This window comes from Leifsonia sp. TF02-11 (genome assembly GCF_017565305.1).
Taxonomy (GTDB): Bacteria; Actinomycetota; Actinomycetes; order Actinomycetales; family Microbacteriaceae; genus Leifsonia.
The window spans coordinates 1-26,611 of record NZ_JAGEKP010000007.1; the positions used below are offsets into that span (position 1 = coordinate 1).

Here is a 26,611-nt window from a genome sequence, read left to right on the forward strand (position 1 = left end):
CTGGAGAACTGCTGTCTGGGGAAGTGCTGTCTGGGGAAGTGCTGTCTGGGGAAGTGCTGTCTGGGGAAGTGCTGTCTGGGGAAGTGCTGTCTGGGGAAGTGCTGTCTGGGGAAGTGCTGTCTGGGGAAGTGCTGTCTGGGGAAGTGCTGTCTGGTGAAGAGCTGTCCGGGGAGCTACTTTCTGCATCAGGGCTTTCCGAGGACGTGCGGTCCAGTTCGGAACGCCAGTCGTGCCGGGGAAGCCAGCCGAGCAGTCGGTGCGCTTTCGCGGTGGAGAACGCGGGTGCGTTCCCCGTCAGCGCCGACGCCTGCCGTTCGGTGCCGGGGTGGAAGCGGGGCAGCAGCTCCGCGAGCGGTTCGCGCGCGAGCGCATCGGCCGCTCCGACGAAGAACGTCTCGCCGTTGGGGATCTCGGGGAGGGCATCGAGCAGCGCGTCGGTGAAGGTCGCGACGTCGCGGGCGTCCACGTAGTTGAACAGCGCCGGCGCGGACAGCGCGGGATCGTCGAGACGTTCGCGCACGGTGTGCCCCTGCTGGGTCGGGGCGCCCGCCCACTCTTCCGGGGCGATGACGAAACAGGGGCGGAATGCGGCGAAGCGGACGGCGTCGCCGGTCTGTCGCTGCAGCATCCCGATGCTCTGCTCGATGAGGAGCTTCGACAGGCCGTAGGCGTTCCAGGGCCGCACCGGTGAGTCCTCGTCGATCGGCAGCCGTTCGGGAGCCCATCCGGCGGGCGCGCCGTAGCCGATCACGGTCGGGCTCGAAGCCGCGACGACCCGCGTGATGCCGGCGCTGACGGCGCCACCGAGCACGGCCATCGCCAGGCCGGCGTTCGTGCGCAGGATGACGTCTTCCGGCGCGCTGAACGGCACGGCGATCGCGGCGAGGTGCACGAGGGCGTCGGCGCGCGATGCGGCCAGGGCGGCGGTCGCGGCGGCCGCATCGCCCAGGTCGACGGCGACCTGCTCGGCGCCGCTCAGTTCGGGGGCGTCGCTCACGGCCCGGTCGAGGGAGACGATCTCGTGGCCGGCGCCGAGCAGGCCGGCGACGAGACTGCGGCCGAGGCGGCCGGCGCCACCGGTGATGGCGATCCGGCTCACGCGCGCACGTGCTCGAGGGAGGGGATGCCGAGCTCGGCGACCTCGACGGGGAGCCCGGTCGCGAGGGACCGGTTCCCGGCGATGCCCACGGCGATGGACGCCACGCCGTCGCGCCAGCCGGCCGGCCGCGCGAGCGGGTCGTCGCCGGGGCCGACGAACACGTCGGAGAGCAGCAGGGCGTCCCCGCCGCCGTGTCCGCCCGCGGCGCCGTCGACGGGCACCTCGATGGCGGCCTCCCAGTGCCGCTGCACGAGCAGGCGCTCGCCCTCGGGGCGCACATGCTCCGACGTCCGCGCCTCGGTCGCGCTCGGATCGAGTGCGGGGTGCAGCCCGTCGCCTGCCAGGACGGCTCCGCGCTCGACCACGTCGAGCTCGGCCCGGCCGAGGGTGCCGTTCACCGCGACGCGATAGCCCTCCCACGGGGAGTGCGCGTTGAGGGAGTAGCTGAGCGTGGCGCCGCTGGTGTAGTCGACGATCAGCGCGAGGTTGTCCTCGATCGTGATGCCCGGCCCGAAGACGTCCCGGTCGCGCCGGTAGCCATCGTGCTGCTCGGCCGAGTAGTAGAGCGCGTCGAGTCGGGGATCGTCCCGCAGGTCGAGTTCGAACGGGTCGTGCGCTCCGTCGTGAGTGCCGCGCTCGGGGCGTGCGCCCAGGCCGCGCGCCGCCGCGCTCTCTGCGCCATAGAACCGGAGGCCGCCCGACGCGAACACTCGGCGCGGGGTCGAGCGGATCCACCAGTTCACCAGGTCGAAGTGATGGCTGGCCTTGTGGACCAGGAGCCCGCCGGAGTGCGTCTTCTCGCGGTGCCACCGGCGGAAGTAATCGGCGCCATGGTTGGTGTCGAGCACCCACGAGAAGTCGATCGACAGGACGTCTCCGATGAGGCCGTCCTGGATCACCCGTCGCAGTGCGCTGTTGCGCGGCGAGTAGCGGTAGTTGAACGTGAGGACGAGGTCGCGGCCGGTGCGCTCCACGGCGTCGGCGATCGCCGTCGCGGAGGCCGCGTCGATCGTCAGCGGCTTCTCGACGACCACGTCGGCCCCGGCGTCCATGGCCCGCACGATGAGCGCTGCGTGCTGGTCGTCGGGCGCGCAGATGAGGACCCGGTCGATGCGTTCGGCGCGGATCATCTCCTCCAGCGCCTCGGGGTGCCACACGCTCGGCTCCGCGAACCCGCGCGACGTCACGCGCTCCACGTAGTAGCCGGCGCGCACCGGGTTCGGCTCGCAGATCGCGACGAGCGCGGCCTGCTCTGGGTACGTCTCGGTGATCGCGTCGACGTACATCCGGGCGCGGTGACCGGAGCCGACGACGGCGTACCGGCGGTGAGTCATGGTGCTCCTCGTAAGCTCTGGGCTATAGTCAGTAAACGTTTTCTGATGCTCAGTAAACGTTTTCTCGACGAGCATAGCAGGGGAGGTCGCGATGTGTAATCGGTCGTGGTTACCTGTGCGCCGGCCCGGTGCTGGCACGCACGACGACCTGGGGCTCGAGTCGCACGGATCGTGGCGCGTCGTCGTGCGTCAGCGTCGCGTGCAGCGCGTGCCAAGCGAGCTCGCCGAGGGCGATCGCCGGCACGCTGGCCGTCGTGAGGGGCGGCGACGTGTAGCGGGCGAACGGGATGTCATCGAATCCGGCGATCGACAGCTGCTCCGGTACACGGATCCCGCGCGCGGCGACGGCGGAGAGCAGACCCATGGCCACGAGGTCGTTGAACGCGAGCACCGCCGTCGCCCCGGTGGCGATGACGGCATCCACAGCGGCCGCCCCGCTGTCGAAGTCGACGCCGGAGGACAGCTCGATCAGCTCGGTCTCGGGGTGCTCGGCCCGGAACGCGGACAGCGCCGCGAGCCGCGCCGAGTTGGAAGCGCTCCGGGCGACGCCGGCCAGATAGACGATCCGTCGGTGTCCGAGGTCGTAAAGGTGCTTCACGAGCTCGTGCAGGGGCGTCTGATAGTCGGCGGCGACCGTGGGGATCGTCTCGTCAGCGATCCGATTGACGAGCACGACGGGCTGCACCTCGGCAAGCAGCTCGCCGAGCTCGCCGTCCGGCATGCGTGGCGCGCACAGCACCAGACCGTCGGTGCGCCGTCGCGCCTCGACGGCGAGCGAACGCTCCTCCCCGACCTGCTCGGCCGAGTCGGCGATGAGCACGTGATAGCCGTCGGCCGCCGCCGCCCTGCTGAGCCCGCGCAGGATGGTCTGGAACGTGGGATTGCCGAGGTCGGGAACAACGACGGCGACCGTTTGTGTACGACCGAGCACCAGGCTCCGGGCCAGCGGATTGGCGGTGTAGTCGAGTTCCGCCGCTGCGTCGCGCACACGCGCCGCGAGCACCGGGTCCACGCTCGGGTTGCCGTTCATGACGCGCGAGACCGTGGCGAGCGAAACCCCTGCGCGCTTCGCGACGTCGATGATCGTCGTCTTCGGCGTTGCCCGTGCCACGCGTCCTCCCGTTCAGGGCTGAGGTCGCCTGTCGCGTCGCCCGGCCGCAATTCTATCCAGAAAGCGTTTTATCACCGAGGAGGACGAATGCCGGGATCGCTGGCCGATCGCCAGGAGAAGCAGCGACGGATCGAGGCGCTGCGTGACGGCCCACTGGTGCTCGCCTCGCACGAAGCAGTGTCGTGGTACCTCGACGGCATCCGCACGCATGTGTCGCTCGCCGGTCCGCCGGTACTATCGGTGCGCGTCGACGACGACGGCGACAGGATCTTCGCGGCAGAGAACGAGGCCGACCGACTCATCGCCGAGGAGCTGTTGCCGCAGGATGCCGCCCGGGTGGTGCGGGTGCCCTGGGTCATGCCGCCCTCCGCGGCGGCGGAGGCCGCGGGCGCGGCCGCGACCGAAGCCTCGGTCGCATCCGCCCTCCGCGCGGCGCGCGCGAGCCTGCTCCCCGGGGAGCGCGCCCGATACCGGGCTCTCGGCTGCGATGCGGCGGAAGCGCTGACGGAGGTCGCACCTTCATTGCGTCCGGAAACCACCGAACGGCACGCGGCCGCCGCGCTCGCGGCAGCGCTCGTCGAGCGGGGTATCGACCCGCTCGTGGTTCTGGTCGCCGGTGCCTCGCGGCTCGTACACCGCCACCCGCTCCCGACCGGTGCGGCGCTGGGTCGTCGCGCGATGCTCGTCGTGTGCGGCCGGCGTCGTGGCCTCATCGCCAACGCGACGCGGTGGATCGGCGACGGCGACCCGGCGGATGAGGCGATCCTCCGTGTCGAGTCGGCGTTCTTCGGCGCGTCGCGCCCCGGTGCCCGGCTCGACGAGGTCTTCGCGGCCGGTACGGCGGCGTACGCCACGGCCGGACTCTCCGCGGATGAGTGGCGTCGCCATCACCAGGGAGGGCCGACGGGGTACGCCGGTCGCGATCCGAGAGCGACGCCGGAGACGACGGACATCCTCCACGAGTATCAGGCCCTCGCCTGGAACCCGACGGCGCCGGGCGTCAAGGTCGAGGACACCGTACTCACGTCGGCGAGCGGCATCGAGGTGCTGACGGCGGATCCGCGCTGGCCGACGACGATGCACGGCGGGCTCGCGAGACCCGTCGCGCACCCGTTCTGACCATCCACGCCCCATGGCGAACCTACGAGGAACACGAGGAAGAGGAAGATGAGCAACGAGCTGTCGAGTCTCGCCGGTCGGCGAGCGATCGTCACGGGAGGCGCCAGCGGCATCGGCCTGGCCTGCGCACGCGAACTCGCGCGTCGGGGCGCGGTGGTCGTGATCGCGGATCGCGACCCGGGTCCCGCAGAGGCGGCTGCCGCGGAGCTGGGCGGGGAGGCGTGGGTCGTCGACCTCTCCGACACCTCGGCGCTCGAAGAGGTCGAACTGGAGGCCGACATCCTCGTCAACAACGCCGGAATCCAGCGCGTGAGCCCGTTGCCGGACCTCGATCCCGAGGTGTTCCGGCTGATCCAGCGGCTCATGGTGGAGTCGCCGTTCCTCCTCATCCGCGCGGTGCTCCAGGGGATGTACCGACGCGGGTGGGGCCGCATCGTCAACGTGTCGAGCGTGCACGGCCTGCGGGCGAGTGCGTTCAAGTCGGCCTACGTCACCGCGAAGCACGGCCTCGAGGGGTTGTCGAAGGTGACGGCGCTGGAGGGTGCCGAGCACGGCGTCACGAGCAACTGCGTCAATCCCTCCTACGTCCGCACGGCTCTCGTCGAGCGGCAGATCGCCGATCAGGCCGCCGCGCACGGGATCCGGGAGGACGAGGTGCTGGAGCAGGTGATGCTCACCGAGACGGCGATCAAGCGCCTCATCGAGCCGGAGGCGGTCGCCTCTCTCGTCGGGTGGCTGGCCTCCGATCACGCTGCGATGGTCACCGGGGCGTCGTACGCGATGGACGGCGGCTGGACGGCGCGGTAGAGGGCGGATCAGCCGTGCGGCTCGACGGTGAACCCGGCGCCGGTCGCCGATCGCACGTCGTCGACCGAGACCCCGGGGGCGACGGCCCGCAGCACGAGCGCGTCGTCGATCACGTCGAACACAGCGAGGTCGGTGATGATCCTGTCGACCACCCCGGTGCCGGTGAGAGGCAGGTCGCACCGCTCGACGATCTTCGGCGTGCCGTCTTTCGAGACGTGGTCGGTGAGCACGATGACCCGCAGGGCGCCGGCCACGAGGTCCATCGCGCCGCCCATCCCCTTCACGAGCTTGCCGGGGATCGTCCAGTTCGCGAGGTCCCCGTTGCCTGCCACCTGGAGCGCGCCGAGGATCGCCGTCGAGACATGGCCGCCCCGGATCATGGCGAAGCTCGCGGCCGAGTCGAACACGCTCGCGCCGGGAAGCAGGGTGACGGTCTGTTTGCCCGCGTTGATGAGGTCGGCGTCCTCCTCTCCTTCGAAGGGGAATGGGCCCATCCCGAGCAAGCCGTTCTCGCTCTGCAGGGTCACGCGCACACCTGGCGGGAGGTGGTTGGCGACGAGGGTGGGGATGCCGATCCCCAGGTTCACGTACTCGCCGTCGGTGAGCTCTGCGGCGGCGATCGCCGCCATCTCGTCGCGGTTCCAGGGCATGCGGTCTCCTCGTCCGGGCGTCAGGCCGTCAGGCTGTCACAGGGTCGGGTCGGGCGTCTCAGGCGGCCGTGTCGCGCGGCCGGGTGGTGCGCTGCTCGATCTCCTTGACCCGCGGGGTCGCGGTCACGAGCCGTTGCACGTAGATGCCGGGGGTCACGACGGTGTCGGGGTCGAGCCACCCGTCCACCACCTCCTCGGCTTCGGCGATGGTGAGGTGGCTCGCCGTCGCGACCAGCGGGTTGAAGTTGCGCGCCGCCAGCCGGTAGACGAGGTTGCCCTCGGCGTCGGCGCGCCAGGCGTGCACGAGTGACACGTCGGCGCGGATGCCGCGCTCGAGCACGTACGTCTCCCCATCGAACTCGGCGTGCGGCTTGCCCTCGGCCACCGGCGTGCCGACACCGGTCTTCGTGTAGAAGCCCGCAATTCCCGCTCCGCCCGCGCGCAGCCGTTCGGCGAGCGTGCCCTGCGGTGCGAACTCGACCTCCAGCGCGCCGGACAGGTACTGCTCGGCGAAGAGTCTGTTCTCGCCCACGTAGGACGCGATCACCTTCGCCACCTGACGGTTCTCCAGCAGCAGGCCGAGACCCTTGCCGTCGACGCCCATGTTGTTCGACACGATCGTCAGGTCGCGGGCCCCCGTGTCGCGGAGCGCCTCGATCAGGTCGGTCGGGTTTCCCGAGAGCCCGAACCCGCCCACGGCGACGACCGCGCCGTCGCGCACGATGCCGTGGATGGCCTCGGTTGCACTGGCCCACTGCTTCGACATGTCACTCCCGTGTGCTCGATGCCGTCCACAAAATGGTCAAGGATCGGCGGTGAGCACGACGCTAGAGCGGCCGGAAGTCGCTGTCAAAGGGAAAAGGGCCAGCAAGAGAGCAGATGCTCGCACTCTGATCGTGCAGGCTGACTATGCTCACGATATGGACAATCGGATGCCGGGCTGTGGTTGAGCCGATTCCCGGAGCGCAGGTCGTCTCCCGGGTCAGCCGGGTGCTCCGTGTCGTCTCCGAGCATCCCGGCGGGGTTTCGGCGACCGCCGTCGCGCACGCCACCGGCCTCACTCGTCCCACTGCGCACCGCCTGCTCACCTCGCTCGCGGCGGAGGGGTTCGTCGACCACGACCCGGGAGCGGCCCGCTGGTTTCTCGGACCCGAGCTCTATCTGCTCGGCGCGCTCGCCGCGGACCGGTTCGACATCACCGACGTCGCCCGCGAGAGCGTGCTTGCCCTCGCGGCCGAGACCGGCGAGAGCGCCTTCCTCTCGGCGCGGCGCGGCACGGAGACCGTGTGCCTGCTGCGGGAGGAGGGAAGCTTCCCCATCCGCTCGTTCGTGCTCTACGAGGGTGCCCGCTTCCCGCTCGGCGTGGCCTCGGCCGGTCTTGCGATCCTCTCGCACCTGCCCGACGACGAGATCGACGCGTACCTCGACGGGTCGCGGCTGGAAGAGCGATGGGGTTCGCAGCATGGCGCGGCAGCGGTGCGCGAACGGATCGCGCTGACCCGCGAGACGGGTTACGCGCTCAACCCTGCCCTCATCGTCGAGGGCAGCTGGGGCATGGGCGCGGCCATCTTCGACGCCACAGGCCGCCCAGCCTGGGCGCTCAGCCTCACCGGAGTCGAGTCACGTTTTCGTCCGGACCGACGCGCTGAACTCGGCGTGCTCCTGCTGGACCAGGCCCACAGAGTGACGGCCAAGCTCCAGGCGAGCAGCTAGTTACGTGCGAGTCCAGCAATAACTGGACCGAGCCGACGACAAGAACAGCAACGTCCTCGGCCGCCTTCCCTCACCGCCCTCAGAGTTATATAGTTAACGCATATAAACCATCCGCGCGCCGAAGCGCCCCTGCTCCGGCGCGCACCTCCGCCTGGGGCCGGCGACCACGACACCCGATACGAAACGCACGAAGGACTCCCTTGCCCCGCACCGGCATCTTCAGCAAAGACCACCCCCACTACCGCTGGGTGGCACTCTCCAACACCACCCTCGGCATGCTGATGGCGACGATCAACTCGTCGATCGTCATCATCTCGCTGCCCGCCATCTTCACCGGCGTCAAGCTGAACCCGCTCGAGCCGGGCAACGTCTCCTACCTGCTCTGGATGCTGATGGGCTACATGCTCGTCACCGCCGTGCTCGTGGTGATGTTCGGCCGGATGGGCGACCAGTACGGTCGCGTGCGCATCTACAACCTCGGCTTCGTGATCTTCACGGTCGCGGCCATCGCGCTCTGCCTCGACCCGTTCAGCGGCGGCCCCGGTGCCATGTGGCTGATCGCCTGGCGGTTCGTGCAGGGCATCGGCGGCGCGATGCTGTTCGCCAACTCGACCGCCATCCTCACCGACGCATTCCCCGCCAACAAGCGCGGGTTCGCGCTCGGCCTCAACCAGGTCGCTGCGATCGCCGGATCGTTCATCGGCCTCATCCTCGGCGGTGTGCTGGCCGAGATCGACTGGCGCGCGGTGTTCTTCGTGTCGGTGCCGTTCGGCGTCATCGGAACCATCTGGTCGTACAAGTCGCTGCACGAGGTCGGCCAGAAGAACCCTGGACGGATCGACTGGCTCGGCAACGTCACCTTCGCGATCGGCCTGATCGCCCTCCTCACCGGCATCACCTACGGCATCCAGCCCTACGGCGACAGCTCGCAGGGCTGGGGCAACCCCTGGGTGCTCGGCTCGATCATCGGCGGGATCCTGCTGCTGATCGCGTTCGTGGTGATCGAACTGAAGGTCCCGTCGCCGATGTTCGACATGCGGCTGTTCAAGATCCGCGCGTTCTCGTCCGGCATCTTCTCCGGGTTCCTCGCGGCGATCGGCCGAGGCGGCCTCCAGTTCATGCTCATCATCTGGCTGCAGGGGATCTGGCTGCCGCTGCACGGCTACAGCTACGAGTCCACTCCGCTCTGGGCGGGCATCTACATGCTGCCCATCACCATCGGCTTCCTCATCGCCGGGCCGATCTCCGGAGCGCTCTCCGACCGGTTCGGATCGCGGGCGTTCGCGACCGTCGGCCTGGTGCTGGTGGCCGCGACCTTCATCGGCCTGCTGCTGATCCCCGTGAACTTCGAGTACTGGCAGTTCGCGCTGCTCACCGGCCTGAACGGCATCGGCTCCGGTCTGTTCTCGTCGCCCAACCGCACGGCGATCATGAACAGCGTGCCGCCGAACGAACGCGGCGCGGCCTCCGGGATGGCGGGCGTCGCCCTCAACGCCGGGAGCTCGCTCTCCATCGGCATCTTCTTCTCGCTGATGATCGCCGGGCTCTCCGTCGCGCTGCCGACCGCGCTCAGCACCGGGCTGACCTCGCACGGCGTGCCGCAGAACGTGGCGACGCAGATCGGCGCGACGCCTCCCGTCGGCAGTCTGTTTGCGGCGTTCCTGGGCTACAACCCGATCGCCAGTCTGCTCGGCCCGACCGGACTCCTCCAGTCGCCCCACGTCGACGCGGCCACGCTCACGGGCAAGGAGTTCTTCCCCCAGCTGATCTCCGGCCCGTTCCACGACGGCCTCGTCGTCGTCTTCATCGCCGCAGCCGTCATGAGCATCATCGGTGCGATCGCCTCCTTCCTCGGCGGATCCAAGTATGTTCATGAGGAGGCCGCCGCAGCTGCGCGGCCGGTCCCGGTGGAAGGCGAGGAAGTCGGTGCAGGTCGAGCATGAGCGTCCGGAGCGGCCGGCGACCGGTGACGATGATGTCGCCGGCCGCCTGGCCCTGGCTGTCGGGCGGCTGAACCGCCGCATCCGCTCGGCCACGGGAGGCCTCAGCCACGGTCAGCTGTCGGCCCTGTCGACGATCGTGCGCAGCGGCCCGCTGCGACCGAGCGAGATCGCGGGCATCGAGGTGGTCGCCGCCCCGACGATCACCCGGGTGGTCTCCGACCTGGAGGCGCGCGGGCTCGTCGAGCGCAGCCCCGACCCCGACGACGGGCGCTCGTTCTTCGTCTCCGGCACCCAGGCCGGTGTCGACCTGCTGCTGGCGGCGCGCTCCGACCGCGCCAGGGCGGTCGCCGCGATCCTCGCGGAGCTCGCCCCGGAGGAGGTCGACGCCCTCAGCCGCGCCCTCCCCGCCCTCGAGCGGGCCGCGCACATCGCCCGCCCGGCCCCCTAAGCACCCGCGACGCTCCGCTGCCCTCCGCCGAAGGGCACGTCGTTGTCCCTTTCGCGCCCCGAAGGGGACAACGACGTGCCCCTCGGCGACCTAGCGCGGGGTGCGCGGATCGCGGGGACGGCGCGGGCTGCGCGGCGGGCGGGCGGCGATGACCGGGTGCGCGCCGGTGTAGCCCTCGCGAGCTTGCGCGATCGCGAGGATGCGCGAGCGCTGCGCGTACCAGCCGACGATGAGCAGCGGGATGATGACGACGAGTGACGCGACCGTGAAGGTCCCCGTCGGGTAGTCGAACGCCATCAGCACCAGCACCGCGGCCAGGAACGCGAGCGTCAGGTACGCCGTGAACGGCGCCCCGAACAGCCGGAACGTCGGACGGGCGAGCCGCCCCTCCAGCGACCAGCGGCGCAGCTGCATCTGGCAGAGGATGATCATGGCCCAGCTCGTGATGATGCCGAGCGAGGCGACGTTCAGGACGATGTTGAACGCCTCCGCCGGAACGATCAGGTTGAGGAAGACGCCCAGCACGCCGATGCACGCGGTCAACAGGATGCCACCGTACGGAACGCCGCGCGCGTTCATCCGCGCGGTGAACGCGGGCGCGGCGCCGGTCTGCGCCATCGAGTGCAGGATGCGGCCGGTCGAGTACATCCCGGCGTTCAGGCTCGACAGCGCCGCCGTGAGCACGACGAAGTTCATGACGGAGCCCACGATCGCGCTCAGCTCCGGACCGCCGAGGTGGCTGAAGAACGTGACGAACGGGCTCTCGCTGCCGCTGTAGACGCTCGCAGGGAGCAGCAGGGCGAGCAGGAGGACCGAGCCGCAGTAGAAGACCGCGATGCGGAAGACGACGCTGTTGATCGCGCGCGGCATGATCTTCTCGGGGTTCTCGGTCTCGCCGGCCGCGATGCCGACGAGCTCGACACCCGCGTACGCGAAGACGACGCCCTGCACGAGCACGATCGCCATCCCGATGGTCGCCACCCCGTGCGGCAGCAGCCAGCCGTTCGCGGCGAGCATGGGGAGTCCGGTCGGCCCCACATCGGTGGGCCAGCCGGCGGAGAGCACGATGATCCCGACGACCAGGAAGGCGACCAGCGCGCTGACCTTGATGATGGCGAACCAGAATTCCATCTCTCCGAACACCTTGACCGAGATCAGGTTGAGGCTCACGACCACGACCAGGGCGATGAGCGCGAGCAGCCACTGCGGCACGGCCGTGAAGAGCGTCCAGTACTTGACGTACAGCGCGACCGCCGTGGAGTCGACGATCGCGGTCATGGCCCAGTTGAGGAAGTACATCCACCCGGCGACGTAGGCCATCTTCTCGCCGTAGAACTCGCGCGCGTACGACACGAACGATCCCGACGACGGCCTGTGCAGCACCAGCTCGCCGAGCGCGCGCAGCACCAGGAAGGCGAAGAAGCCGCAGACCGCGTAGACGAGCACGAGCAGCGGTCCGCCCTGCTCGAGCCTCCCGCCCGCGCCGAGGAAGAGACCGGTGCCGATGGCGCCGCCGATCGCGATCATCTGCAGCTGCCGCGACGACAGCGACTTGTGGTAGCCCTCCTGCTCGCTGGAGAAGTCCTGCACCGCCTGAGACACGTCGCCCAGGTGCTCGCGGCGGTTCTCCAGGTCGTCTGCCGGGTCGTGCGCCGGTTCCGGCGGTGTGTCCTGCGTCATCGTCGTCTCTCCATAGGTCCGGACGCCAACAGTACTCGTGCCCGCGGGACCCTCCGCAAGAGGTCTTCGGTCGGGACCGGGAGGAGGTCAGGCGACCGCGAGCATGCCGGCGGCGGTGATCGCGAGCACGAGGCCGACCCACTGCACCGGCGCGATGCGCTCGCGCAGGACGACCGCAGCGAGCACGATGGTGCCGGCCGGGTAGAGCGCCACCAGCACCGACATCGTCGCCAGGTCGCCCGCGCGCAGCCCGATCAGGATGAGCACGTTCGCCGAGGCGTCCAGGAGGCCGGACCCCGCAGCGAGCACGACGCCCCGTCGGGTGAACTTCCTGGTCGCGCCCCGGATGGCGAGGAGGCCGATGACCGTCCACATGATCGCGGCGTTGACCGTGCGGTTGGCGACCAGCGGCACCAGCCCGGAGTCGGCAGGGGTCTGGTCGAGGATGATGAGGAACACGCCGATGAGCGCGCCGGCGGCGACCGCCATCGCGAGCGCGCGGGCGCTGGGCCGCACCGCTCCGCGCTCCGGCACGAACCCCACCAGCACGAGGGCCACGAGCGCGAGCCCGAGCGCGACGTAGCCGATCGGGGCGAAGCGGTCGCCGCCCACCAGCCCCCACACCAACGGCACGAGCGCAGACACCAGTGCGGTGAGCGGCGACAGGATGCTCATCGGGCCGATGGCGAGGCAGGCGTACAGCAGGGCGACGGCGGCCGTGCCGATCGCTCCGGAGACGGCGCCCCAGCCGAGCGCGGCCGCCGACCAGGTGCCGCCGACGAAGGGCAGGGCCACGAGCAGCAGGGCCAGGCCGCCGACCGCGCCGAGCGCCGTGGTCCGCAGCGGCCCGATCACGCGCGAGGCGACCCCGCCGACGAAGTCGGCGGAACCGTAGACGAGCGCGCTGATCAGGCCGAGGATCGCGGCCGGCATCAGCTCCGGGCCAGCCGGTAGACGTGCAGCACCGCGTCGCTGGAGAAGCGTTGCAGGCCGGCGAGCTCGTACGACCACTTGCTGCGGTCGTCCGGGAAGATCCGCGTGCCTCCGCCGACCAGCACGGGGTAGACGAGGAGGCGCAGCTCGTCCACGAGACCCCAGACGAGCAGCGAGCGGGCCAGCGTGGCGCTTCCGGCCACCAGGATGGGGCCGCCGTCACCCTCCTTGAGCGCGTCGACGCCTTCGCGGACGCCGGCCGCTGTCTCGAGCCTGGTCGCGTTCCAGCCGAGCTCGTCGGTGCGTGTCGTCACCACGGTCTTCGGCATCGCGTTCATCTTCTCGGCGAACTCGCCCTCGCGCGGAGGCCACGCCTCGGCGAACTGCTCGAACGTGCGCCGCCCGAGCAGCAGCGAGTCGGCGTCGCGGGTCTCCTGCAGCTTGAAGGCGAAGAGGTCGTCGGATCCGTACGGCATGGTCCAGCCGGCGTGCCGATGGCTCGTCTCGCCGCCCGGCGCCTCGACGACGCCGTCGAGCGTGAGGAACTCGGACACGATGAGCTGGCGCATGGGGCCGATCGTAGCGGAGCGGCCGGATCGGCCACAGCAGCAGCTCCTCCACAGTCGCGGCGTCGGCTCGGCGTTCCACAGATTCGGCGCTCGGGCGCTGCGGTCAGCGGCGCTCGTTACGATCGAGGAATGAGCTGGAACACGTGGGAACCCGACGGCCGGGAGGCGCCGCCCTTCGACGAGGCGCCGTTCGACGTCGAGCCGCCGCTGCCCGACTTCGGGGAGGACCCGTACGCGGATGTTCCGTTCGTCGACGAGCCCCCGGCGGAGGAGGCGCGGGTCGGAGCTCCGGTGGCGGTCCGACCGGCGCTGCCGAAGTTCGCGACCGCCGCCGAGGCGCTGCGCACGGTGTTCGGCTACGACGCGTTCCGCGGCCAGCAGGCGGCGATCATCGATCGCGTGATCTCCGGAGGCGACGCCGTCGTGCTGATGCCCACCGGCGGGGGCAAGTCGCTGTGCTACCAGATCCCGTCGCTGGTGCGCGAGGGCACGGGTGTCGTGGTGTCACCGCTGATCGCGCTCATGCAAGACCAGGTGGATGCGCTCACGGCGGTCGGGGTGCGTGCTGCGTTCCTCAACTCGACGCAGGACGCTGGGCAGCGCGCCGCCGTCGAGCGGGACTATCTCGCGGGCGAGCTCGACATCCTCTACGTCGCTCCGGAGCGCCTCTCGAGCGAGGCCACCAAGCGCTTCCTCGAACGCGGTCGTGTCGCCCTGTTCGCCATCGACGAGGCCCACTGTGTGTCGCAGTGGGGCCACGACTTCCGGCCGGACTACCTCGCGCTGTCCGAGCTGGCGGAGCGCTGGCCGGACGTGCCGCGCATCGCCCTGACGGCGACGGCCACCGAGGCGACGCACCGCGAACTCACCGAGCGCCTCCGCCTCGAGCGCGCGGAGCACTTCGTCTCCGACTTCGACCGTCCCAACATCCAGTACCGCATCGTGCCCAAGGCCGAGGTGCGCAAGCAGCTGCTCGACTTCATCACGGTCGAGCACCCGGGGGATGCGGGCATCGTCTACGCGCTCTCCCGCAACTCGGTGGAGCGCACGGCGGAGTTCCTCGCCGGACGCGGGCTCACTGCGCTGCCGTACCATGCCGGGCTCGACCCGCAGACGCGCGCACGCACCCAGGCGCGCTTCCTGCGCGAAGACGGCGTCATCGTCGTCGCCACCATCGCGTTCGGCATGGGCATCGACAAGCCGGACGTGCGCTTCGTGGCGCACATCGACCTGCCGAAGTCGGTCGAGGGGTACTACCAGGAGACCGGTCGCGCCGGGCGCGACGGCCTCCCGTCCACCGCCTGGCTCGCGTACGGCCTGCAAGACGTCGTGCAGCAGCGGCGCATGATCGACGAGTCGCCGGGCGACCTCGCGCACCGCCGCCGCCTCACGCAGCACCTCGACGCCATGCTCGCTCTCTGCGAGACGGTGCACTGCCGCCGGGTGAACCTGCTGAACTACTTCGGCCAGCGCTCGACGCCGTGCGGCAACTGCGACACCTGCCTCAACCCGCCGGAGACCTGGGACGGCACGGTTCCCGCCCAGAAACTGCTCTCGACCGTCGTCCGGCTGCAGCGCGAGCGCGGGCAGCGGTTCGGTGCAGGGCACCTCATCGACATCCTCCGCGCCAAGCGCACACCGCGCGTCGACCAGTACGGTCACGACGGGCTCGCCACCTGGGGCATCGGGGACGACCTCGGCGAGAGCCAATGGCGCGGGGTCGTCCGTCAGCTGATCGCCCAAGAGCTGCTGAAGCCGGAGGGGGAGTACGGCGTCCTCGCGCTCACCCCGGCAGGCGGCGAGGTGCTCTCCGGTGCGCGCGAGGTGGTGCTCCGCCGCGAGCCCGAGCGTGCGGCCCGGTCGTCCCGGGGTGCGCGCTCGACGGCGGCGGCCGACGTGGCTCCCGCCGACGCCGGCCTCTTCGAGGCGCTGCGCGCGTGGCGGGCGGGGGAGGCGAAGACGCAGGGCGTCCCCGCGTACATCGTGTTCGGAGACGCGACGCTGCGCGCGGTCGCCGCCGCCCGGCCGTCCACCCTCGACGAGCTCGACGGCATCAGCGGCATCGGAGCCAAGAAGCGCGAGGCCTACGGCGAAGCGCTGCTGCAGGTGGTCGCGGCCGCGTAGCCGGGTCTCCGTCGTTGCTTGCGCGCGGCGAGGAACCGCTGCAGGTGGGTGGCTGCCCGTCGCCAGCGGAGGAGTGGCTGCACGACCCGCCGCGCAGCGGCAGCTACCGGAGGAGTTCCGCCCCGATTCAGACCGGATCTCCTCCGTTGCCGGCCGGCACGCCGGCCGCGGGACCTGATCTCCTCCGTTGCCGACGGGCGCGAGCCGCGTGGCTTACGGAGGACTTCCAGCGTGAGCCACGGCAGATCTCCTCCGTTGGCTGCCGACACGCCGTCCGGCGGACGCGATCTCCTCCGTTGCCGACGCTAGTCCGGCGTCCCGACCTCGTACTCGAGCGCCACCTGGCCACCCGGGTGGATGTTCGAGGCGACGAGCCGCAGCGGGGTCACCGGCAGGGCGGTCGGGACGACGCCGCGTCCGCCGCCCAGCAGGCTCGGGAGGATGCGGAGCCGCAGCAGGTCGACCTCGTTCGCGAGGAACGCCGCGTCCGTCAGAGTGAGGCTGCCCCACAGGATGATCTCGCCGGGATACTCGCCCTTCAGCCGCTGCAGCGACTCGATCACGTCACCGCGCTCGACCACGGCGGGAGCGTGATCGCCCCACGGCGCCGCATCCAGACTGTTGCTCAGCACGTGCTTCGGGAGCCGGTTGATCAGCCCGGCGATGGGGTCGTCGGCCTCCGAGGCGGTCGGCCAGTACGACGCGAACATCCGATACGTGTTCGCGCCGAGCACGATGGCCTGCAGGTCGGCCAGCCGCCGCAGCTGCTCCCGGTCGACCTCGCCGCCGGTGGACTCGGGCGTGAGGAAGCTCATCCCGCCCTCGCCGTCCTCCGCGGTGCCGTCCGCCGATACGATCTGCTCCACGATGAGTCGGGCCATTGCATCCCCTTCGACCCCGCCACCCTAGGCAGCCGAGCGCGAGCCGGTCAAGGGTCGTGCGCGGGCAGCGGGACCGACCCCATACCCTCTCAGGCGTCCGCGACCACGACCTCCACGCCCGCCGCGCGCAGCCGGTCGAGCTCGCCGGGGTCCGCCGAGCTGTCGGTGATGATCATGGCCACCTGGTGGAGGTCGGCGATGGGGGCCAGGGCCACGTTTCCGATCTTGGAGCCGTCCGCCACGACGACCGTGCGCTGCGCTTTGGCCACCATGGCCCGATTGGTACGCGCCTCGGTCTCGTCGTGGGTGGTGACCCCCGACGTCACGCTGATGCCGTCCGCACCGAGGATCGCCGTGCCGACGTTGACGGCGTTGAACGTGTTCTCGGCGATCGCACCGACCAGCTCGAGCGATTGCGGGCGCAGGAACCCGCCTGTCATCACGACGCGGACGCCCGCGAACCCCGAGAGGAGGTTGGCGATCGTCAGCGAGTTGGTCACCACCGTGATCTCGCGGTGGTTCGCCAGGGCGCGGGCGACACTCGCCGTGGTGGTACCGCCGCTGAGCGCGACGACGTGACGCTCGGCGGGGAGGCGCGCGACCATGGCCTTGGCGATGGCGCGCTTGGCCTCCTGGTAGCGCGTGTCGCGCAGCGCGACCGGGAGCTCCTGGCCGCGTTCGAGCGCGGCGGCCCCGCCGTGCGTGCGCAGCAGCAGTTGCTGGTCGGCGAGGTCGGAGAGGTCCCTCCGCGCGGTCGGCGCCGAGATGTCGAGCGTGTCGGAGAGCTCGGCCAGGCTGATCGTGCCGCGCTCCGAGACGAGTTCGAGGATCTCGAGCATGCGCCGGGCGCGGCGCCCCGAGCTGACGCGGGCGATCGCCGATTCGGCGGACGGAGCGACCATTGCAGTGTCCTTTCGAGCGACTCATCCAGCGGAGCGATCAACCGATCATTTCAGGTGATCACTTCGGGCGCTATTCGATCATAATGTTGCGCGGAGTGAACACAATACCGCAGGATCACCCCATGCCACAGATTGTGTTCCTCGGTGCAGGCAGTGTCGTCTTCACCCGTCAGCTGCTCGCCGACCTGTTCCGTTTCGACGACCTCCCGACCCTGCGGATCGTGCTGCACGACATCGACGCCGAACGCCTCGCCGTCGCCGCAGCGACGGCCGAACAGCTGGTCGAGCGGTTCGGGAGGACGGCCGAGCTCGTCGCCACCCTCGACCGTCGCGAGGCCCTCGCCGGCGCCGACTTCGTCATCAACATGATCCAGGTGGGCGGCATCGACGCCACCCGCATCGACCTGGAGGTCCCCGCCGCGGCCGGCCTGCTGCAGACCATCGGCGACACCACCGGAGTCGGCGGCGTGTTCCGCGGCCTGCGCACCTTCCCCGTGCTGTCGGGCATCGCCGCCGACATGCTCGACCTCTGCCCCGACGCCTGGTTCCTCAACTACACGAACCCGATGGCGATGAACGTCTGGTGGATGTCGGTCGTCGCCCCCTCCATCAAGACCGTCGGCCTGTGCCACAGCGTCTACTGGACCGTCCACGACCTCTGCGAGCTGATCGGCGTGCCGATGGAGGGCACCCACTACCGCGCAGCCGGCGTCAACCACCAGGCCTGGCTGGTCGAGTGGTCGCGCGACGGGCAGGACCTCTATCCGCTGCTGCGGGAGGCCATCGAGCGCGATCCCGAGCTGCGCCGCCGCGTGCGGGTCGAGATCTTCGAGCGCATCGGCTTCTACCCGACGGAGACCAGCGAGCACTCCTCGGAGTACCTCTCCTGGTTCCTGCGCTCGCCCGAGCAGATCGAGCGCTTCCGGCTGCGGCCGCTGGAGTACATCGGCATCTCCGAGGAGAACGTCGCCGAGTTCGAGCACGCCAAGGCCGCGCTCGCCGCGGGGGAGGCCCTGGAGCTGGAGGAGGGCGCCGCCGAGTACGCGCCGCAGGTCATCCACTCGATCCTCACGGGCACCGAGCGCGTCATCCACGCGAACGTCGTCAACCGCGGCCTCATCGGCAACCTGCCGGAGGGCGCCGTGGTGGAGGTGCCCAGCCGGGTGGACGCGAGCGGCGTGCACCCGCTGTCGTTCGGCGACATCCCGCCGCAGGGCGCCGCGCTCAACCGCACCTATCTGTCGGTGGCGGAGCTCGCCGTGGAGGCCGCCCGCACGGGCGATCCTGCGCTGGTGCGTCGCGCGGTGCTGACCGATCCGAACGCGAGCTCGTCGCTCACGCCGGAGGAGATCTGGGCGCTGTGCGACGAGCTGACCCGCCGCCACGCCGAGCGCCTGCCCGTCGCCCTCGGCGGCACGCTCGCAGCCGACTGAGGGCGATTCGAAACCTGTTTGTTACAAACGATCACTCTGAGTGAGCGAACTGAGCGGTTTCGTTGTCAAACGCTCAAATCCCAGCCAATGATGAAGAAGGCGCGACGCCGCGACACCCGCGCATCGCGCAGCACCGCACGAAGGAGCATTCCGTGACACTGACCTCCCGCGAGATCGACAGCCAGCCCGCCGTCTGGCGCGAAGCCCTCGACCGCCACGCCGACCGCGCCCGCGACCTGCTCACCCTGCCGGGTGCGCGCGTGCTGGTGCTCGGCTGCGGCACCTCGGCGTTCGTCGCCGAGTCGTTCGCCGCGCTGCGCGAAGGGGCAGGCTTCGGGATGACCGACGCCGCCTACGCGTCCGAGCCGTGGCCGTGGCGCGACTACGACGCGGTCGTCGTCCTCAGCCGTTCCGGCACGACGACCGAGGCGATCGAGGCGATCGACGGCCTCCCCGACGGCGTGCGTGTGATCGCGGTCACCGGAGTCGCCGACTCCCCCGTCGCCGAGCGCGCCGACGACGTGCTGCTGCTCGACTTCGCCGACGAGGAGTCGGTCGTCCAGACCCGGTTCCCCACCACCTTCCTCGTACTGGCGCGTTCCGCGCTCGGCGAGGACGTCAGCGGCCTCCCCGCCGAGGCCGAGGCGGCGCTCGCCGAGCCGCTCGACCTCGACACCGCGTCGCTCGAGCACTTCGTCTACCTCGGCAGCGGCTGGACCTACGGCCTCGCGCAGGAGGCCGCCCTCAAGATCCGGGAGGCCGCCCAGGCCTGGGCCGAGTCGTATCCGCTGCTCGACTACCGGCACGGCCCGCTCGCGGTCGCGGGTGAGACGTCGCTGGTCTGGATCATCGGGCGCAGCGAGCCCAGCCTGGTGGAGGACATCGAGCGTGTCGGCGCGACCGTCCGCAGCAGCCGCCACGACCCGCTCGTCGAGCTGGCGAACGCCCAGCGCCTCGCGGTCGAGCTCGCCGCCCACCGCGGCCTCGATCCCGACAACCCCCGCCACCTGACCCGCTCGATCGTGCTCGGCTGAGCGCGAGCGCGAACCGCGCAGCCCCCGCACCGTCGACGCAGACCACCCGAGAGGAACCGAAGATGCTACCTCGCCTCCAGAAGACGACCCGCCCCGCCCGCCGCAACGCCCTCCGTGCCGCAGCAGCCCTCACCGCGACCGCCGCCCTCGTGGCGCTCGCCGGCTGCAGCGGCACGCAGGGCGCGACCACCCTCGATACGTCCGCGAAGGTCACCATCCAGGTGTGGTCGGGGCAGGCCGACGCCGCGGAGAAGACGATCGAAGGTCTCGCCAAGGAGTTCGAGAAGGCGCACCCCAACGTCACCATCGACCTCTCGCCGGGCGCCTCATCGACCGACGGCCTGCTGCAGAAGCTCTCGGCCGGCTTCGCGGGCAACCAGTACCCCGACATGTCGTACGCGTTCGGGTCGTGGGCCGGTCAGCTGGAGTCGACGGGCCGCACGCTGGACATCTCCGCCGACGTGAAGAAGCCCGGCGTCAACTGGGACGAGTTCACGCCGGCCGCCCGTGGCACCGCGCAGCCCTCCGGGTCGAAGGTCATCGGCTTCCCCGCGGTCGTCGACAACATCGGCCTCCTCTACAACAAGACGCTGTTCGACAAGGCAGGCCTGGCCTACCCGACCGCCGACTGGACCTGGGAGGACTTCCGCACGGCGGCCAAGAAGCTGACCGACCCGGCGAACCACGTCTACGGCTACGGCTACTCCGTCTCGGGCAGCGAGGAGACGACCTGGCAGTTCTGGCCGCACCTCTGGCAGAACGGCGGGTCGATCCTCGACAGCAGCGGCAAGGCCGCCTTCAACTCGACCGCCGGCGACGAGGCCCTGACCTTCCTGCGCTCGATGGCCGTCGACGACAAGAGCGTGTACCTCGACCAGACCGACGAGAAGTTCGGGCAGCTGTTCGTCAGCAACCGCATCGGGATGATCACCTCCGGCCCCTGGGAGCTCTCGGACCTCAAGACGGGAGGCACGAGCTACGGCGTCGTCCAGCTCCCCGGCACGAAGGGCGACCACCAGACGGTGTCCGGCCCCGACATCTGGGCGCTGTTCGACCACCACGACAAGAACCGCGCCTACTGGGTGACGCAGTTCGCGCAGTGGCTGACCTCGGCCCAGCAGGACGAGCGCTTCAACGTGGCCCTCGGCAATCTCCCGTTGCGCAGCTCGGAGGCCTCCTCTGACGCCGTCGCGAAGCAGACCGCCGAGTACCCCGGCTACGACGTCTTCGTCGCCAACTCCAAGAACGTCAAGGAGACGCGCCCGACCAGCAAGAGCTACGCCGCGCTGTCGGTCGCGGTCGGCAAGGCGATCTCGCAGGTGCTGCAGGGCCAGGGCGAGCCGGGACCGTCGCTCGACCAGGCCGCGAAGACGGCCGATGCCCAGGCGAAGAAGTAGGAAGCCGGAGCGAGCAGCCATGGCCGACCTGACCGTGTCGAGACAGGCGCCGCCGGCGCAGCAGCCGGCGGCGACCGGCGCCGAGCGCAGCCGCCGGTACCGCCGCAAGCAGGGCGTGACCGCCGCACTCACCGGCTGGGGCTTCGTCGCCCCGGCGACGGTGATCATCCTGGGGCTGTCGATCTTCCCCGCGCTGTGGGCGTTCGTGCTGTCGTTCCAGAGCTGGGACGGCTTCAGCCAGGCCACCTGGGTGGGCGGGCAGAACTACGCCGACCTGATGAGCGACGCCGACTTCGGCAACGCGGTGCTCAACACCGTGGGCTTCACGCTGCTGTTCGTGCCGGCCTCCGTGCTGCTGGGGCTGTTCCTGGCCGTCGCGCTGAACCGTCGGATCCGCTGGATGGGCTTCTACCGCACGGCGATCTTCGTGCCGTTCGTCGCCTCCGCGGCCTCGACCGGCATCCTGTCGACCTACCTGTTCAGCCCGCAGTTCGGCCTCGTGAACAACGTGCTGCGGGTGCTCGGCCTCCCGCAGCAGGGCTGGCTCGACGACCCGCGCCAGGCCATGATCGTCATCGCCATCATGTCGCTCTGGGGCGCCGCGGCGTTCACCACCGTGATCTACCTGGCAGCGCTGCAGGATGTGCCGGCCGACCTGATCGAAGCAGCCCGCATCGACGGGGCGAACCGCTGGCAGACCTTCTGGCGCATCGTCTGGCCGCAGCTCGCGCCCGTGACCGTGTTCGTCACGATCTGGCAGACGATCGAGGCCATCCAGCTCTTCGACCTCGTCTACACCACCACCAAGGGAGGGCCGCTCAACTCCACGGAGACGATCGTGTACTTCCTCTACGACAAAGCGTTCCACGCGCTGCAGTTCGGGTACGGCTCCGCGGCCGCGTACGTGCTGTTCGCTGTCACGCTGCTCACCACGATCGGCGTCGTGCTGTACTCGCGGCGCCGGGGATCGGAGGCGATCTGATGGTCAGCGTCCTCGACCAGGTCTCGTCGGCGACCGAGCGCGTCGCCGCGCAGACCGGCAACGGCCGCAACAAGCGCAGGATGCGGTTCAGCGGCTGGCACTTCGTGCTGTTCCCGATCGCGATCCTCTTCCTGGTGCCCTTCCTGCAGATGACGCTCGCGTCGTTCTCCCCCGCGAAGGAGCTGGTGGCCTTCCCGCCGCCGTTCATCCCGTCGCATTTCACGCTCGACGGCTACGCCAAGCTGTTCGGCACGACGGGCATCATGCTCTGGCTCGGCAACACGGTCATCGTGTCGGGGACCGCGATCGTCTCCAATCTGATCCTGTGCTCGCTGGCCGGCTACGGCTTCGCCCGGCTGAAGTTCGCCGGGCGCAACTTCGGCTTCCTGATGATCCTCGCCACGATCATGATCCCGACCCAGCTGTTGATGATCCCGACATACATCCTGTTCGCGAACCTCGGCCTCCTCAACGGCCTGGGCGCCGCGATCGTGCCGTGGCTGGCGACGGCGTTCGGCATCTTCCTGATGCGGCAGTTCTTCCTCTCGCTGCCCGCCGAACTGGAGGAGGCCGGCGCGATCGACGGCTGCAACCGCTGGCAGATCTTCTTCCGGATCGTCCTGCCGCTGGCCCGGCCGGCGCTCGCCACGCTCGCGATCTTCACGCTGCTCGGCGCCTGGAACGACCTGGTCTGGCCGCTCATCGCGATCAACAACCAGCAGGCGTTCACGCTGCAGCTGGGCATCGCCAACTTCCAGGGCGCCCACCAGACCGACTGGAGCCTCATCATGGCGGGCAACGTCATCGCCACCCTGCCGCTCATCCTGTTCTTCCTGTTCGCGCAGCGGCACTTCATCGCGACGATGACCTTCTCCGGGCTCAAGGGATGAGCGCGGCCGGTGGCGGCGCCGTCGACGTGCTCGTGGTCGGCGACGCCAATCCCGACCTCCTGCTCACCGGCGACACGGTTCCGCGGTTCGGACAGGCCGAGCAGCTGCTCGACACGGCCGACCTGCTGCTGGGCGGCAGCGCGTCGATCGTCGCGTGCGGGCTCGCCCGGCTCGGCGCACGCACCGCGCTCGCCGCGGTGGTCGGCGACGACCGCTTCGGAGCGTTCGTGCTCGACGAGGTGCGCGCGGCAGGGGTCGACGTCTCCGCGGTGACCGTCGATGGGGCCGTGCCGACCGGACTCTCCGTCGTGCTCTCCGAGCCGCACGACCGCGCCATCCTGACCCTGCCCGGCACCATCCCGAGCCTGACGGCGACGGCGGTACGGGCGGCCGTCGAGCGGTTGCGGCCGCGTCACGTGCACGTCGCGTCGTATTTCCTGCAGCCGGCGCTCGCGGCGGCGCTGCCCGAGCTCCTCGACTGGCTGGCCGCGCGCGGCTTCACGGTCAGTCTGGACACCAACTGGGACCCGTCCGAGCGCTGGAGCGGGCTGGAGGACGTGCTGCGGCGGGTCGCGGTGTTCCTCCCCAACCGGGAGGAGGCCCTGGCGATCGCGGCCGCCGTCACCGGCACGGCTCCGGCCGGTCTGGACGAGGCCGCGAGCGCGCTCTCGACACTCGGCTGCCGCGTCGTCGTGAAGGCCGGCGCGGAAGGCGGCATCGCCTTCGACGGCGGCGCGCGCGTCGCCGCGGCCGGCGGCCTGCGCGTGGAAGTCGTCGACACCACCGGCGCGGGCGACAGCTTCGACGCCGGCTACCTCGCGGCGCTGTCCGCCGGCGTCGCCGACGAGCAGGAGCGGCTGCGCTGGGCGGCGACCGCCGGTTCGCTCTCGGTGCGCGGCCGCGGCGGCACCGCCGCCCAGGCCACCCGCCCGGACCTGCTCGCGCCGGTCCCGTAGCGCTCTCCCTGACCCGTGCTCCCGAGGGGCACGTTGTTGTCCCCTTCGCACGTCGAAAGGGACAACAACGTGCCCTTCGCTGTTGCTCGGGTCAGGCTCACGGCGAAAACCAAGTAACGGTCGGTTTATGATGTGAGCGTTACCCGTGACGCCCATTGGAGTGCGAATGACCGACACCGCCCAGACCACCAGCCCCGAGTCGACCGCAGAGGTCGACGTCCGCTTCCGCGACGCGAGTCTCCCGATCGAGGAGCGCGTCGAGAACCTGCTCGCGCAGATGACGCTCGAGGAGAAGGCAGGCCTCTTCTTCCAGACGATGATGACGATCGGCGAGGGCGGGACCGTCGCCGGCCCGGACCCCGCGTTCGGCATCGCCGACAGCACCGAGATGATCCGCGACCGGCACCTGACGCACTTCAACGTCTTCGGCGCCGCGAGCACGGCCGCCGAGATGGCGGAGTGGCACAACCGGGTCCAGGAGGTCGCGGCGAGCACGCGGCTCGGCATCCCGGTGACCTTCTCCACCGACCCGCGGCACTCGTTCAGCGACAACCCGCTCGCCGCGATGATGGCCGGTCCCTTCTCGCAGTGGCCCGAGACCATGGGGCTCGCGGCCATCCGCGACGAGGAGCTCGTGGAGCGGTTCGCCGACATCGCCCGCCAGGAGTACACCGCCGTCGGCATCCGCGTGGCCCTGCACCCGCAGATCGACCTCGCCACCGAACCACGCTGGGCGCGCCAGTCCGCCACCTTCGGAGAGGACCCCGACCTGACATCGCGGCTCGGCGCCGCGTACATCCGCGGATTCCAGGGCTCCGAGCTCGGACCGGACTCGGTCGCCACCATGACCAAGCATTTCCCCGGCGGAGGGCCGCAGAAGGACGGCGAAGACCCGCACTTCCCGTACGGCCGCGAGCAGGTCTACCCCGGCGGCCAGTTCAAGACGCACCTCAAGCCGTTCGAGGCCGCCTTCGACGCGGGCACCAGCCAGATCATGCCGTACTACGGCATGCCCGTCGGCACCGAGTACGAGGAGGTCGGCTTCGGCTTCAATAAGTCGGTCATCACCGGTCTGCTGCGCGAGCGCTACGGCTTCGACGGCATCGTCTGCACCGACTGGGGGCTGATCAGCGACGGCGAGATCGGCGGCGAGCCCTTCCCGGCCCGCGCGTGGGGCGTCGAGCACCTGTCGCCGCGGGAGCGGATGCGCAAGATCCTCTACGCGGGAGCCGACCAGTTCGGCGGCGAGTCCATCCCCGAGCTGCTCATCGACCTGGTCCGCAGCGGTGAGGTCGCGGAGGAGCGGCTCGACGTGTCCGCGCGACGCCTGCTGCGCGAGAAGTTCCGGCTCGGCCTGTTCGACGCGCCGACGGTCGACCCGGCCCGTGCGGCCGCGATCGTCGGCAACGCCGAGTTCGTGGCGGCGGGCGAGGCCGCCCAGCGCGCCTCCGTCACGCTGCTGAAGAACGACGGCGTGCTGCCGCTCGCCCGTGGCGCCAAGGTGCTCGTGCGCGGCTTCGATCCTGAGCTCGTCGCGTCCTACGCGACGGTCGTCGACACCGTCGAGGAGGCCGACGTCGCGCTGGTGCGCCTCCACGCCCCCTACGAGCAGCGTTCGACGATGTTCGAGAACTTCTTCCACGCGGGCTCGCTCGACTTCGCGCAGGAGACGGTGGACGAGGTGCTCGCCATTGCGCGCGCCGTCCCGACGGTAGTGCAGGTGTTCCTCGACCGTCCGGCCATCCTGACGCCGATCGCGGGCGAGGTTGCCGCGATCTCCGCCGACTACGGCGCGAGCGCCGTCGCCCTGCTCGACGTGCTGTTCGGCGACGCGGCCCCGCAGGGCAGGCTGCCGATGGACCTCCCGTCGTCGATGGATGCCGTGCGGGCGAACCGGCCGGACGTGCCCTTCGACACGGCCGACCCGCTGTACCGGTTCGGCCACGGGTTGAGCTACTAGCCGGGCGCGGTCGTCCGCGTTCAGCAACTTTCGAGCCTTCGCTCTGGTCGCCCCGCGGTTGCGGGCGTACAGTGCCCGTTCCGTGGGGCGATCAGGGAATCTTTCCTCCGCCTCCACGGTTATGTCAGGTGGCATAATTTCGCGACGATCTCGAAGGAGGGGACGAAATGGCACGGAGGATCGAAGAGCTCGAGGACGAGACCGGCGCAGTCATCAAGTACAGAAGGCACGCGAACGGGCGAGGCCTCGTCTCGCCGTCGGCGCGTGTCGCCGAGTCGGCGCACGTCGAGCCCAGCGCCTACGTGGAGGCCGACGCCCGGATCGGGCTCGACGCCTACATCGGCGCGGGCAGCTGGATCGACAGCGGAGCGACGATCGGCGACCGCACGTTCGTGGGCGCCAACGTCCACGTCGGCAAGGGCTGCATCGTCGGCAGCGGAGTGCGCATCGGCAGCAACGTCAAGATCGGCGAAAACGCGATGATCGGCAACGGTGCTCGCGTCGACCGTGACGAGCAGGTGCCGGCCGGCGCCGTCATCGAGCTGCGCGGTGCCGCGGCGACGCGTGCTGCGCTCGCCGCCCCGCCGAGCGGCCCTCGACTGACCCGTCGGGCGGCCTGATCGTTGTCGACATCCGCTGATCAGGC

The 26,611-nt window shown here is 70.3% G+C and carries 23 protein-coding genes and 1 pseudogene; 14 read left to right on the top strand and 10 right to left on the bottom strand.

Annotated elements, in window-relative coordinates:
• Positions 1-199 precede the first annotated feature (199 nt).
• The 3 genes and pseudogenes from JNB50_RS10310 to JNB50_RS10320 all read right to left on the bottom strand — a co-directional run.
• Positions 200-1,099 (bottom strand): annotated as a pseudogene (locus JNB50_RS10310) (NAD-dependent epimerase/dehydratase family protein); the annotation flags it as partial.
• Complete coding sequence (locus JNB50_RS10315; RefSeq protein ID WP_208040050.1) at positions 1,096-2,433, bottom strand: Gfo/Idh/MocA family protein; 1,338 nt, start codon at positions 2,431-2,433, stop codon at positions 1,096-1,098. The pseudogene JNB50_RS10310 and the gene JNB50_RS10315, both read right to left, overlap by 4 nt.
• Positions 2,434-2,542: 109 nt before the next feature.
• Positions 2,543-3,544, bottom strand: a complete 1,002-nt coding sequence (locus tag JNB50_RS10320; RefSeq protein WP_208040051.1) for a LacI family DNA-binding transcriptional regulator — start codon at positions 3,542-3,544, stop codon at positions 2,543-2,545.
• Between the two features lie 87 nt (positions 3,545-3,631).
• Here JNB50_RS10320 and JNB50_RS10325 point away from each other — a divergent pair, with 87 nt between their 5' ends.
• Both JNB50_RS10325 and JNB50_RS10330 read left to right on the top strand, forming a co-directional pair.
• Complete coding sequence (locus JNB50_RS10325; RefSeq protein ID WP_243768346.1) at positions 3,632-4,663, top strand: Xaa-Pro peptidase family protein; 1,032 nt, start codon at positions 3,632-3,634, stop codon at positions 4,661-4,663.
• 48 nt (positions 4,664-4,711) lie between these two features.
• The gene (locus JNB50_RS10330; RefSeq protein ID WP_208040052.1) at positions 4,712-5,470 is read left to right on the top strand and encodes a 3-hydroxybutyrate dehydrogenase; all 759 of its coding nucleotides are present in this window, start codon (positions 4,712-4,714) and stop codon (positions 5,468-5,470) included.
• An 8-nt stretch (positions 5,471-5,478) separates the two neighbouring features.
• On the opposite strand, the gene JNB50_RS10335 is transcribed toward JNB50_RS10330, so the two are convergent.
• Both JNB50_RS10335 and JNB50_RS10340 read right to left on the bottom strand, forming a co-directional pair.
• Positions 5,479-6,120 (bottom strand): CoA transferase subunit B, encoded by a 642-nt coding sequence (locus JNB50_RS10335; RefSeq protein WP_208040053.1) that lies wholly within the window; start codon positions 6,118-6,120, stop codon positions 5,479-5,481.
• A gap of 58 nt (positions 6,121-6,178) precedes the next feature.
• A complete protein-coding gene (locus tag JNB50_RS10340; protein ID WP_208040054.1) occupies positions 6,179-6,886 on the bottom strand; it encodes a CoA transferase subunit A in 708 nt (235 codons plus the stop codon).
• Positions 6,887-7,062: 176 nt separating this feature from the next.
• On the opposite strand from JNB50_RS10340, the gene JNB50_RS10345 reads away from it, so the two are divergent.
• The 3 genes from JNB50_RS10345 (at position 7,063) to JNB50_RS10355 (ending at position 10,224) form a co-directional block, all read left to right on the top strand.
• The gene (locus JNB50_RS10345; RefSeq protein WP_307794682.1) at positions 7,063-7,833 is read left to right on the top strand and encodes an IclR family transcriptional regulator; all 771 of its coding nucleotides are present in this window, start codon (positions 7,063-7,065) and stop codon (positions 7,831-7,833) included.
• Between the two features lie 200 nt (positions 7,834-8,033).
• Positions 8,034-9,776 (top strand): MFS transporter, encoded by a 1,743-nt coding sequence (locus JNB50_RS10350; RefSeq protein WP_208040056.1) that lies wholly within the window; start codon positions 8,034-8,036, stop codon positions 9,774-9,776.
• On the top strand, positions 9,760-10,224 hold the full coding sequence (locus tag JNB50_RS10355) for a MarR family transcriptional regulator (RefSeq protein WP_307794683.1): 465 nt from the start codon (positions 9,760-9,762) through the stop codon (positions 10,222-10,224). Before JNB50_RS10350 ends, JNB50_RS10355 begins: the two co-directional genes overlap by 17 nt.
• Positions 10,225-10,314: 90 nt before the next feature.
• Here JNB50_RS10355 and JNB50_RS10360 read toward each other — a convergent pair whose 3' ends face one another.
• The 3 genes from JNB50_RS10360 to JNB50_RS10370 all read right to left on the bottom strand — a co-directional run bounded on the left by JNB50_RS10360 (position 10,315) and on the right by JNB50_RS10370 (position 13,406).
• Positions 10,315-11,904, bottom strand: a complete 1,590-nt coding sequence (locus JNB50_RS10360) for an amino acid permease (RefSeq protein ID WP_208040058.1) — start codon at positions 11,902-11,904, stop codon at positions 10,315-10,317.
• 87 nt (positions 11,905-11,991) lie between these two features.
• Positions 11,992-12,837: an EamA family transporter gene (locus tag JNB50_RS10365; RefSeq protein ID WP_208040059.1), complete on the bottom strand. Its 846-nt coding sequence runs from the start codon at positions 12,835-12,837 to the stop codon at positions 11,992-11,994.
• Entirely contained in the window at positions 12,837-13,406 is a 570-nt protein-coding gene (locus JNB50_RS10370) for a dihydrofolate reductase family protein (protein ID WP_208040060.1), read from the bottom strand. Before JNB50_RS10370 ends, JNB50_RS10365 begins: the two co-directional genes overlap by 1 nt.
• A 129-nt stretch (positions 13,407-13,535) precedes the next feature.
• On the opposite strand from JNB50_RS10370, the gene recQ reads away from it, so the two are divergent.
• Positions 13,536-15,530, top strand: coding sequence for a DNA helicase RecQ (gene recQ / locus JNB50_RS10375; protein ID WP_208040061.1), 1,995 nt, complete (start codon positions 13,536-13,538; stop codon positions 15,528-15,530).
• Between the two features lie 305 nt (positions 15,531-15,835).
• Here recQ and JNB50_RS10380 read toward each other — a convergent pair whose 3' ends face one another.
• The gene (locus tag JNB50_RS10380) at positions 15,836-16,411 is read right to left on the bottom strand and encodes a dihydrofolate reductase family protein (protein ID WP_208040062.1); all 576 of its coding nucleotides are present in this window, start codon (positions 16,409-16,411) and stop codon (positions 15,836-15,838) included.
• Positions 16,412-16,500: 89 nt separating this feature from the next.
• Positions 16,501-17,313, bottom strand: a complete 813-nt coding sequence (locus JNB50_RS10385; protein ID WP_208040063.1) for a DeoR/GlpR family DNA-binding transcription regulator — start codon at positions 17,311-17,313, stop codon at positions 16,501-16,503.
• 122 nt (positions 17,314-17,435) lie between these two features.
• Here JNB50_RS10385 and melA point away from each other — a divergent pair, with 122 nt between their 5' ends.
• From melA to JNB50_RS10425, 8 genes are all read left to right on the top strand, one after another.
• Entirely contained in the window at positions 17,436-18,746 is a 1,311-nt protein-coding gene (gene melA / locus JNB50_RS10390; RefSeq protein ID WP_208040064.1) for an alpha-galactosidase, read from the top strand.
• A gap of 152 nt (positions 18,747-18,898) precedes the next feature.
• Entirely contained in the window at positions 18,899-19,780 is an 882-nt protein-coding gene (locus JNB50_RS10395; protein WP_208040065.1) for an SIS domain-containing protein, read from the top strand.
• A 62-nt stretch (positions 19,781-19,842) separates the two neighbouring features.
• Complete coding sequence (locus JNB50_RS10400) at positions 19,843-21,177, top strand: ABC transporter substrate-binding protein (RefSeq protein ID WP_208040066.1); 1,335 nt, start codon at positions 19,843-19,845, stop codon at positions 21,175-21,177.
• A gap of 19 nt (positions 21,178-21,196) precedes the next feature.
• The gene (locus tag JNB50_RS10405) at positions 21,197-22,159 is read left to right on the top strand and encodes a carbohydrate ABC transporter permease (RefSeq protein WP_208040067.1); all 963 of its coding nucleotides are present in this window, start codon (positions 21,197-21,199) and stop codon (positions 22,157-22,159) included.
• Complete coding sequence (locus tag JNB50_RS10410) at positions 22,159-23,049, top strand: carbohydrate ABC transporter permease (protein ID WP_208040068.1); 891 nt, start codon at positions 22,159-22,161, stop codon at positions 23,047-23,049. Before JNB50_RS10405 ends, JNB50_RS10410 begins: the two co-directional genes overlap by 1 nt.
• On the top strand, positions 23,046-24,005 hold the full coding sequence (locus JNB50_RS10415; protein ID WP_208040069.1) for a carbohydrate kinase family protein: 960 nt from the start codon (positions 23,046-23,048) through the stop codon (positions 24,003-24,005). The genes JNB50_RS10410 and JNB50_RS10415 overlap by 4 nt, the downstream gene beginning before the upstream one ends.
• Before the next feature lie 166 nt (positions 24,006-24,171).
• Entirely contained in the window at positions 24,172-25,965 is a 1,794-nt protein-coding gene (locus tag JNB50_RS10420; RefSeq protein ID WP_208040070.1) for a glycoside hydrolase family 3 protein, read from the top strand.
• A 167-nt stretch (positions 25,966-26,132) separates the two neighbouring features.
• Positions 26,133-26,585 carry a DapH/DapD/GlmU-related protein gene (locus tag JNB50_RS10425; protein WP_208040071.1) on the top strand — a complete coding sequence of 151 codons (453 nt, stop codon included), beginning with the start codon at positions 26,133-26,135 and terminating at the stop codon, positions 26,583-26,585.
• Positions 26,586-26,611: the final 26 nt, after the last annotated feature.

Coding starts and splice junctions, on each gene's coding strand:
- JNB50_RS10315 (WP_208040050.1), bottom strand. CDS start 2,433: ATGACTCACCGCCGGTACGCCGTCGTCGGCTCCGGTCACCGCGCCCGG.
- JNB50_RS10325 (WP_243768346.1), top strand. CDS start 3,632: ATGCCGGGATCGCTGGCCGATCGCCAGGAGAAGCAGCGACGGATCGAG.
- JNB50_RS10330 (WP_208040052.1), top strand. CDS start 4,712: ATGAGCAACGAGCTGTCGAGTCTCGCCGGTCGGCGAGCGATCGTCACG.
- JNB50_RS10335 (WP_208040053.1), bottom strand. CDS start 6,120: ATGCCCTGGAACCGCGACGAGATGGCGGCGATCGCCGCCGCAGAGCTC.
- JNB50_RS10340 (WP_208040054.1), bottom strand. CDS start 6,886: ATGTCGAAGCAGTGGGCCAGTGCAACCGAGGCCATCCACGGCATCGTG.
- JNB50_RS10360 (WP_208040058.1), bottom strand. CDS start 11,904: ATGACGCAGGACACACCGCCGGAACCGGCGCACGACCCGGCAGACGAC.
- JNB50_RS10365 (WP_208040059.1), bottom strand. CDS start 12,837: ATGCCGGCCGCGATCCTCGGCCTGATCAGCGCGCTCGTCTACGGTTCC.
- JNB50_RS10370 (WP_208040060.1), bottom strand. CDS start 13,406: ATGCGCCAGCTCATCGTGTCCGAGTTCCTCACGCTCGACGGCGTCGTC.
- recQ (WP_208040061.1), top strand. CDS start 13,536: ATGAGCTGGAACACGTGGGAACCCGACGGCCGGGAGGCGCCGCCCTTC.
- JNB50_RS10380 (WP_208040062.1), bottom strand. CDS start 16,411: ATGGCCCGACTCATCGTGGAGCAGATCGTATCGGCGGACGGCACCGCG.
- JNB50_RS10385 (WP_208040063.1), bottom strand. CDS start 17,313: ATGGTCGCTCCGTCCGCCGAATCGGCGATCGCCCGCGTCAGCTCGGGG.
- melA (WP_208040064.1), top strand. CDS start 17,436: ATGCCACAGATTGTGTTCCTCGGTGCAGGCAGTGTCGTCTTCACCCGT.
- JNB50_RS10400 (WP_208040066.1), top strand. CDS start 19,843: ATGCTACCTCGCCTCCAGAAGACGACCCGCCCCGCCCGCCGCAACGCC.
- JNB50_RS10405 (WP_208040067.1), top strand. CDS start 21,197: ATGGCCGACCTGACCGTGTCGAGACAGGCGCCGCCGGCGCAGCAGCCG.
- JNB50_RS10410 (WP_208040068.1), top strand. CDS start 22,159: ATGGTCAGCGTCCTCGACCAGGTCTCGTCGGCGACCGAGCGCGTCGCC.
- JNB50_RS10415 (WP_208040069.1), top strand. CDS start 23,046: ATGAGCGCGGCCGGTGGCGGCGCCGTCGACGTGCTCGTGGTCGGCGAC.
- JNB50_RS10420 (WP_208040070.1), top strand. CDS start 24,172: ATGACCGACACCGCCCAGACCACCAGCCCCGAGTCGACCGCAGAGGTC.
- JNB50_RS10425 (WP_208040071.1), top strand. CDS start 26,133: ATGGCACGGAGGATCGAAGAGCTCGAGGACGAGACCGGCGCAGTCATC.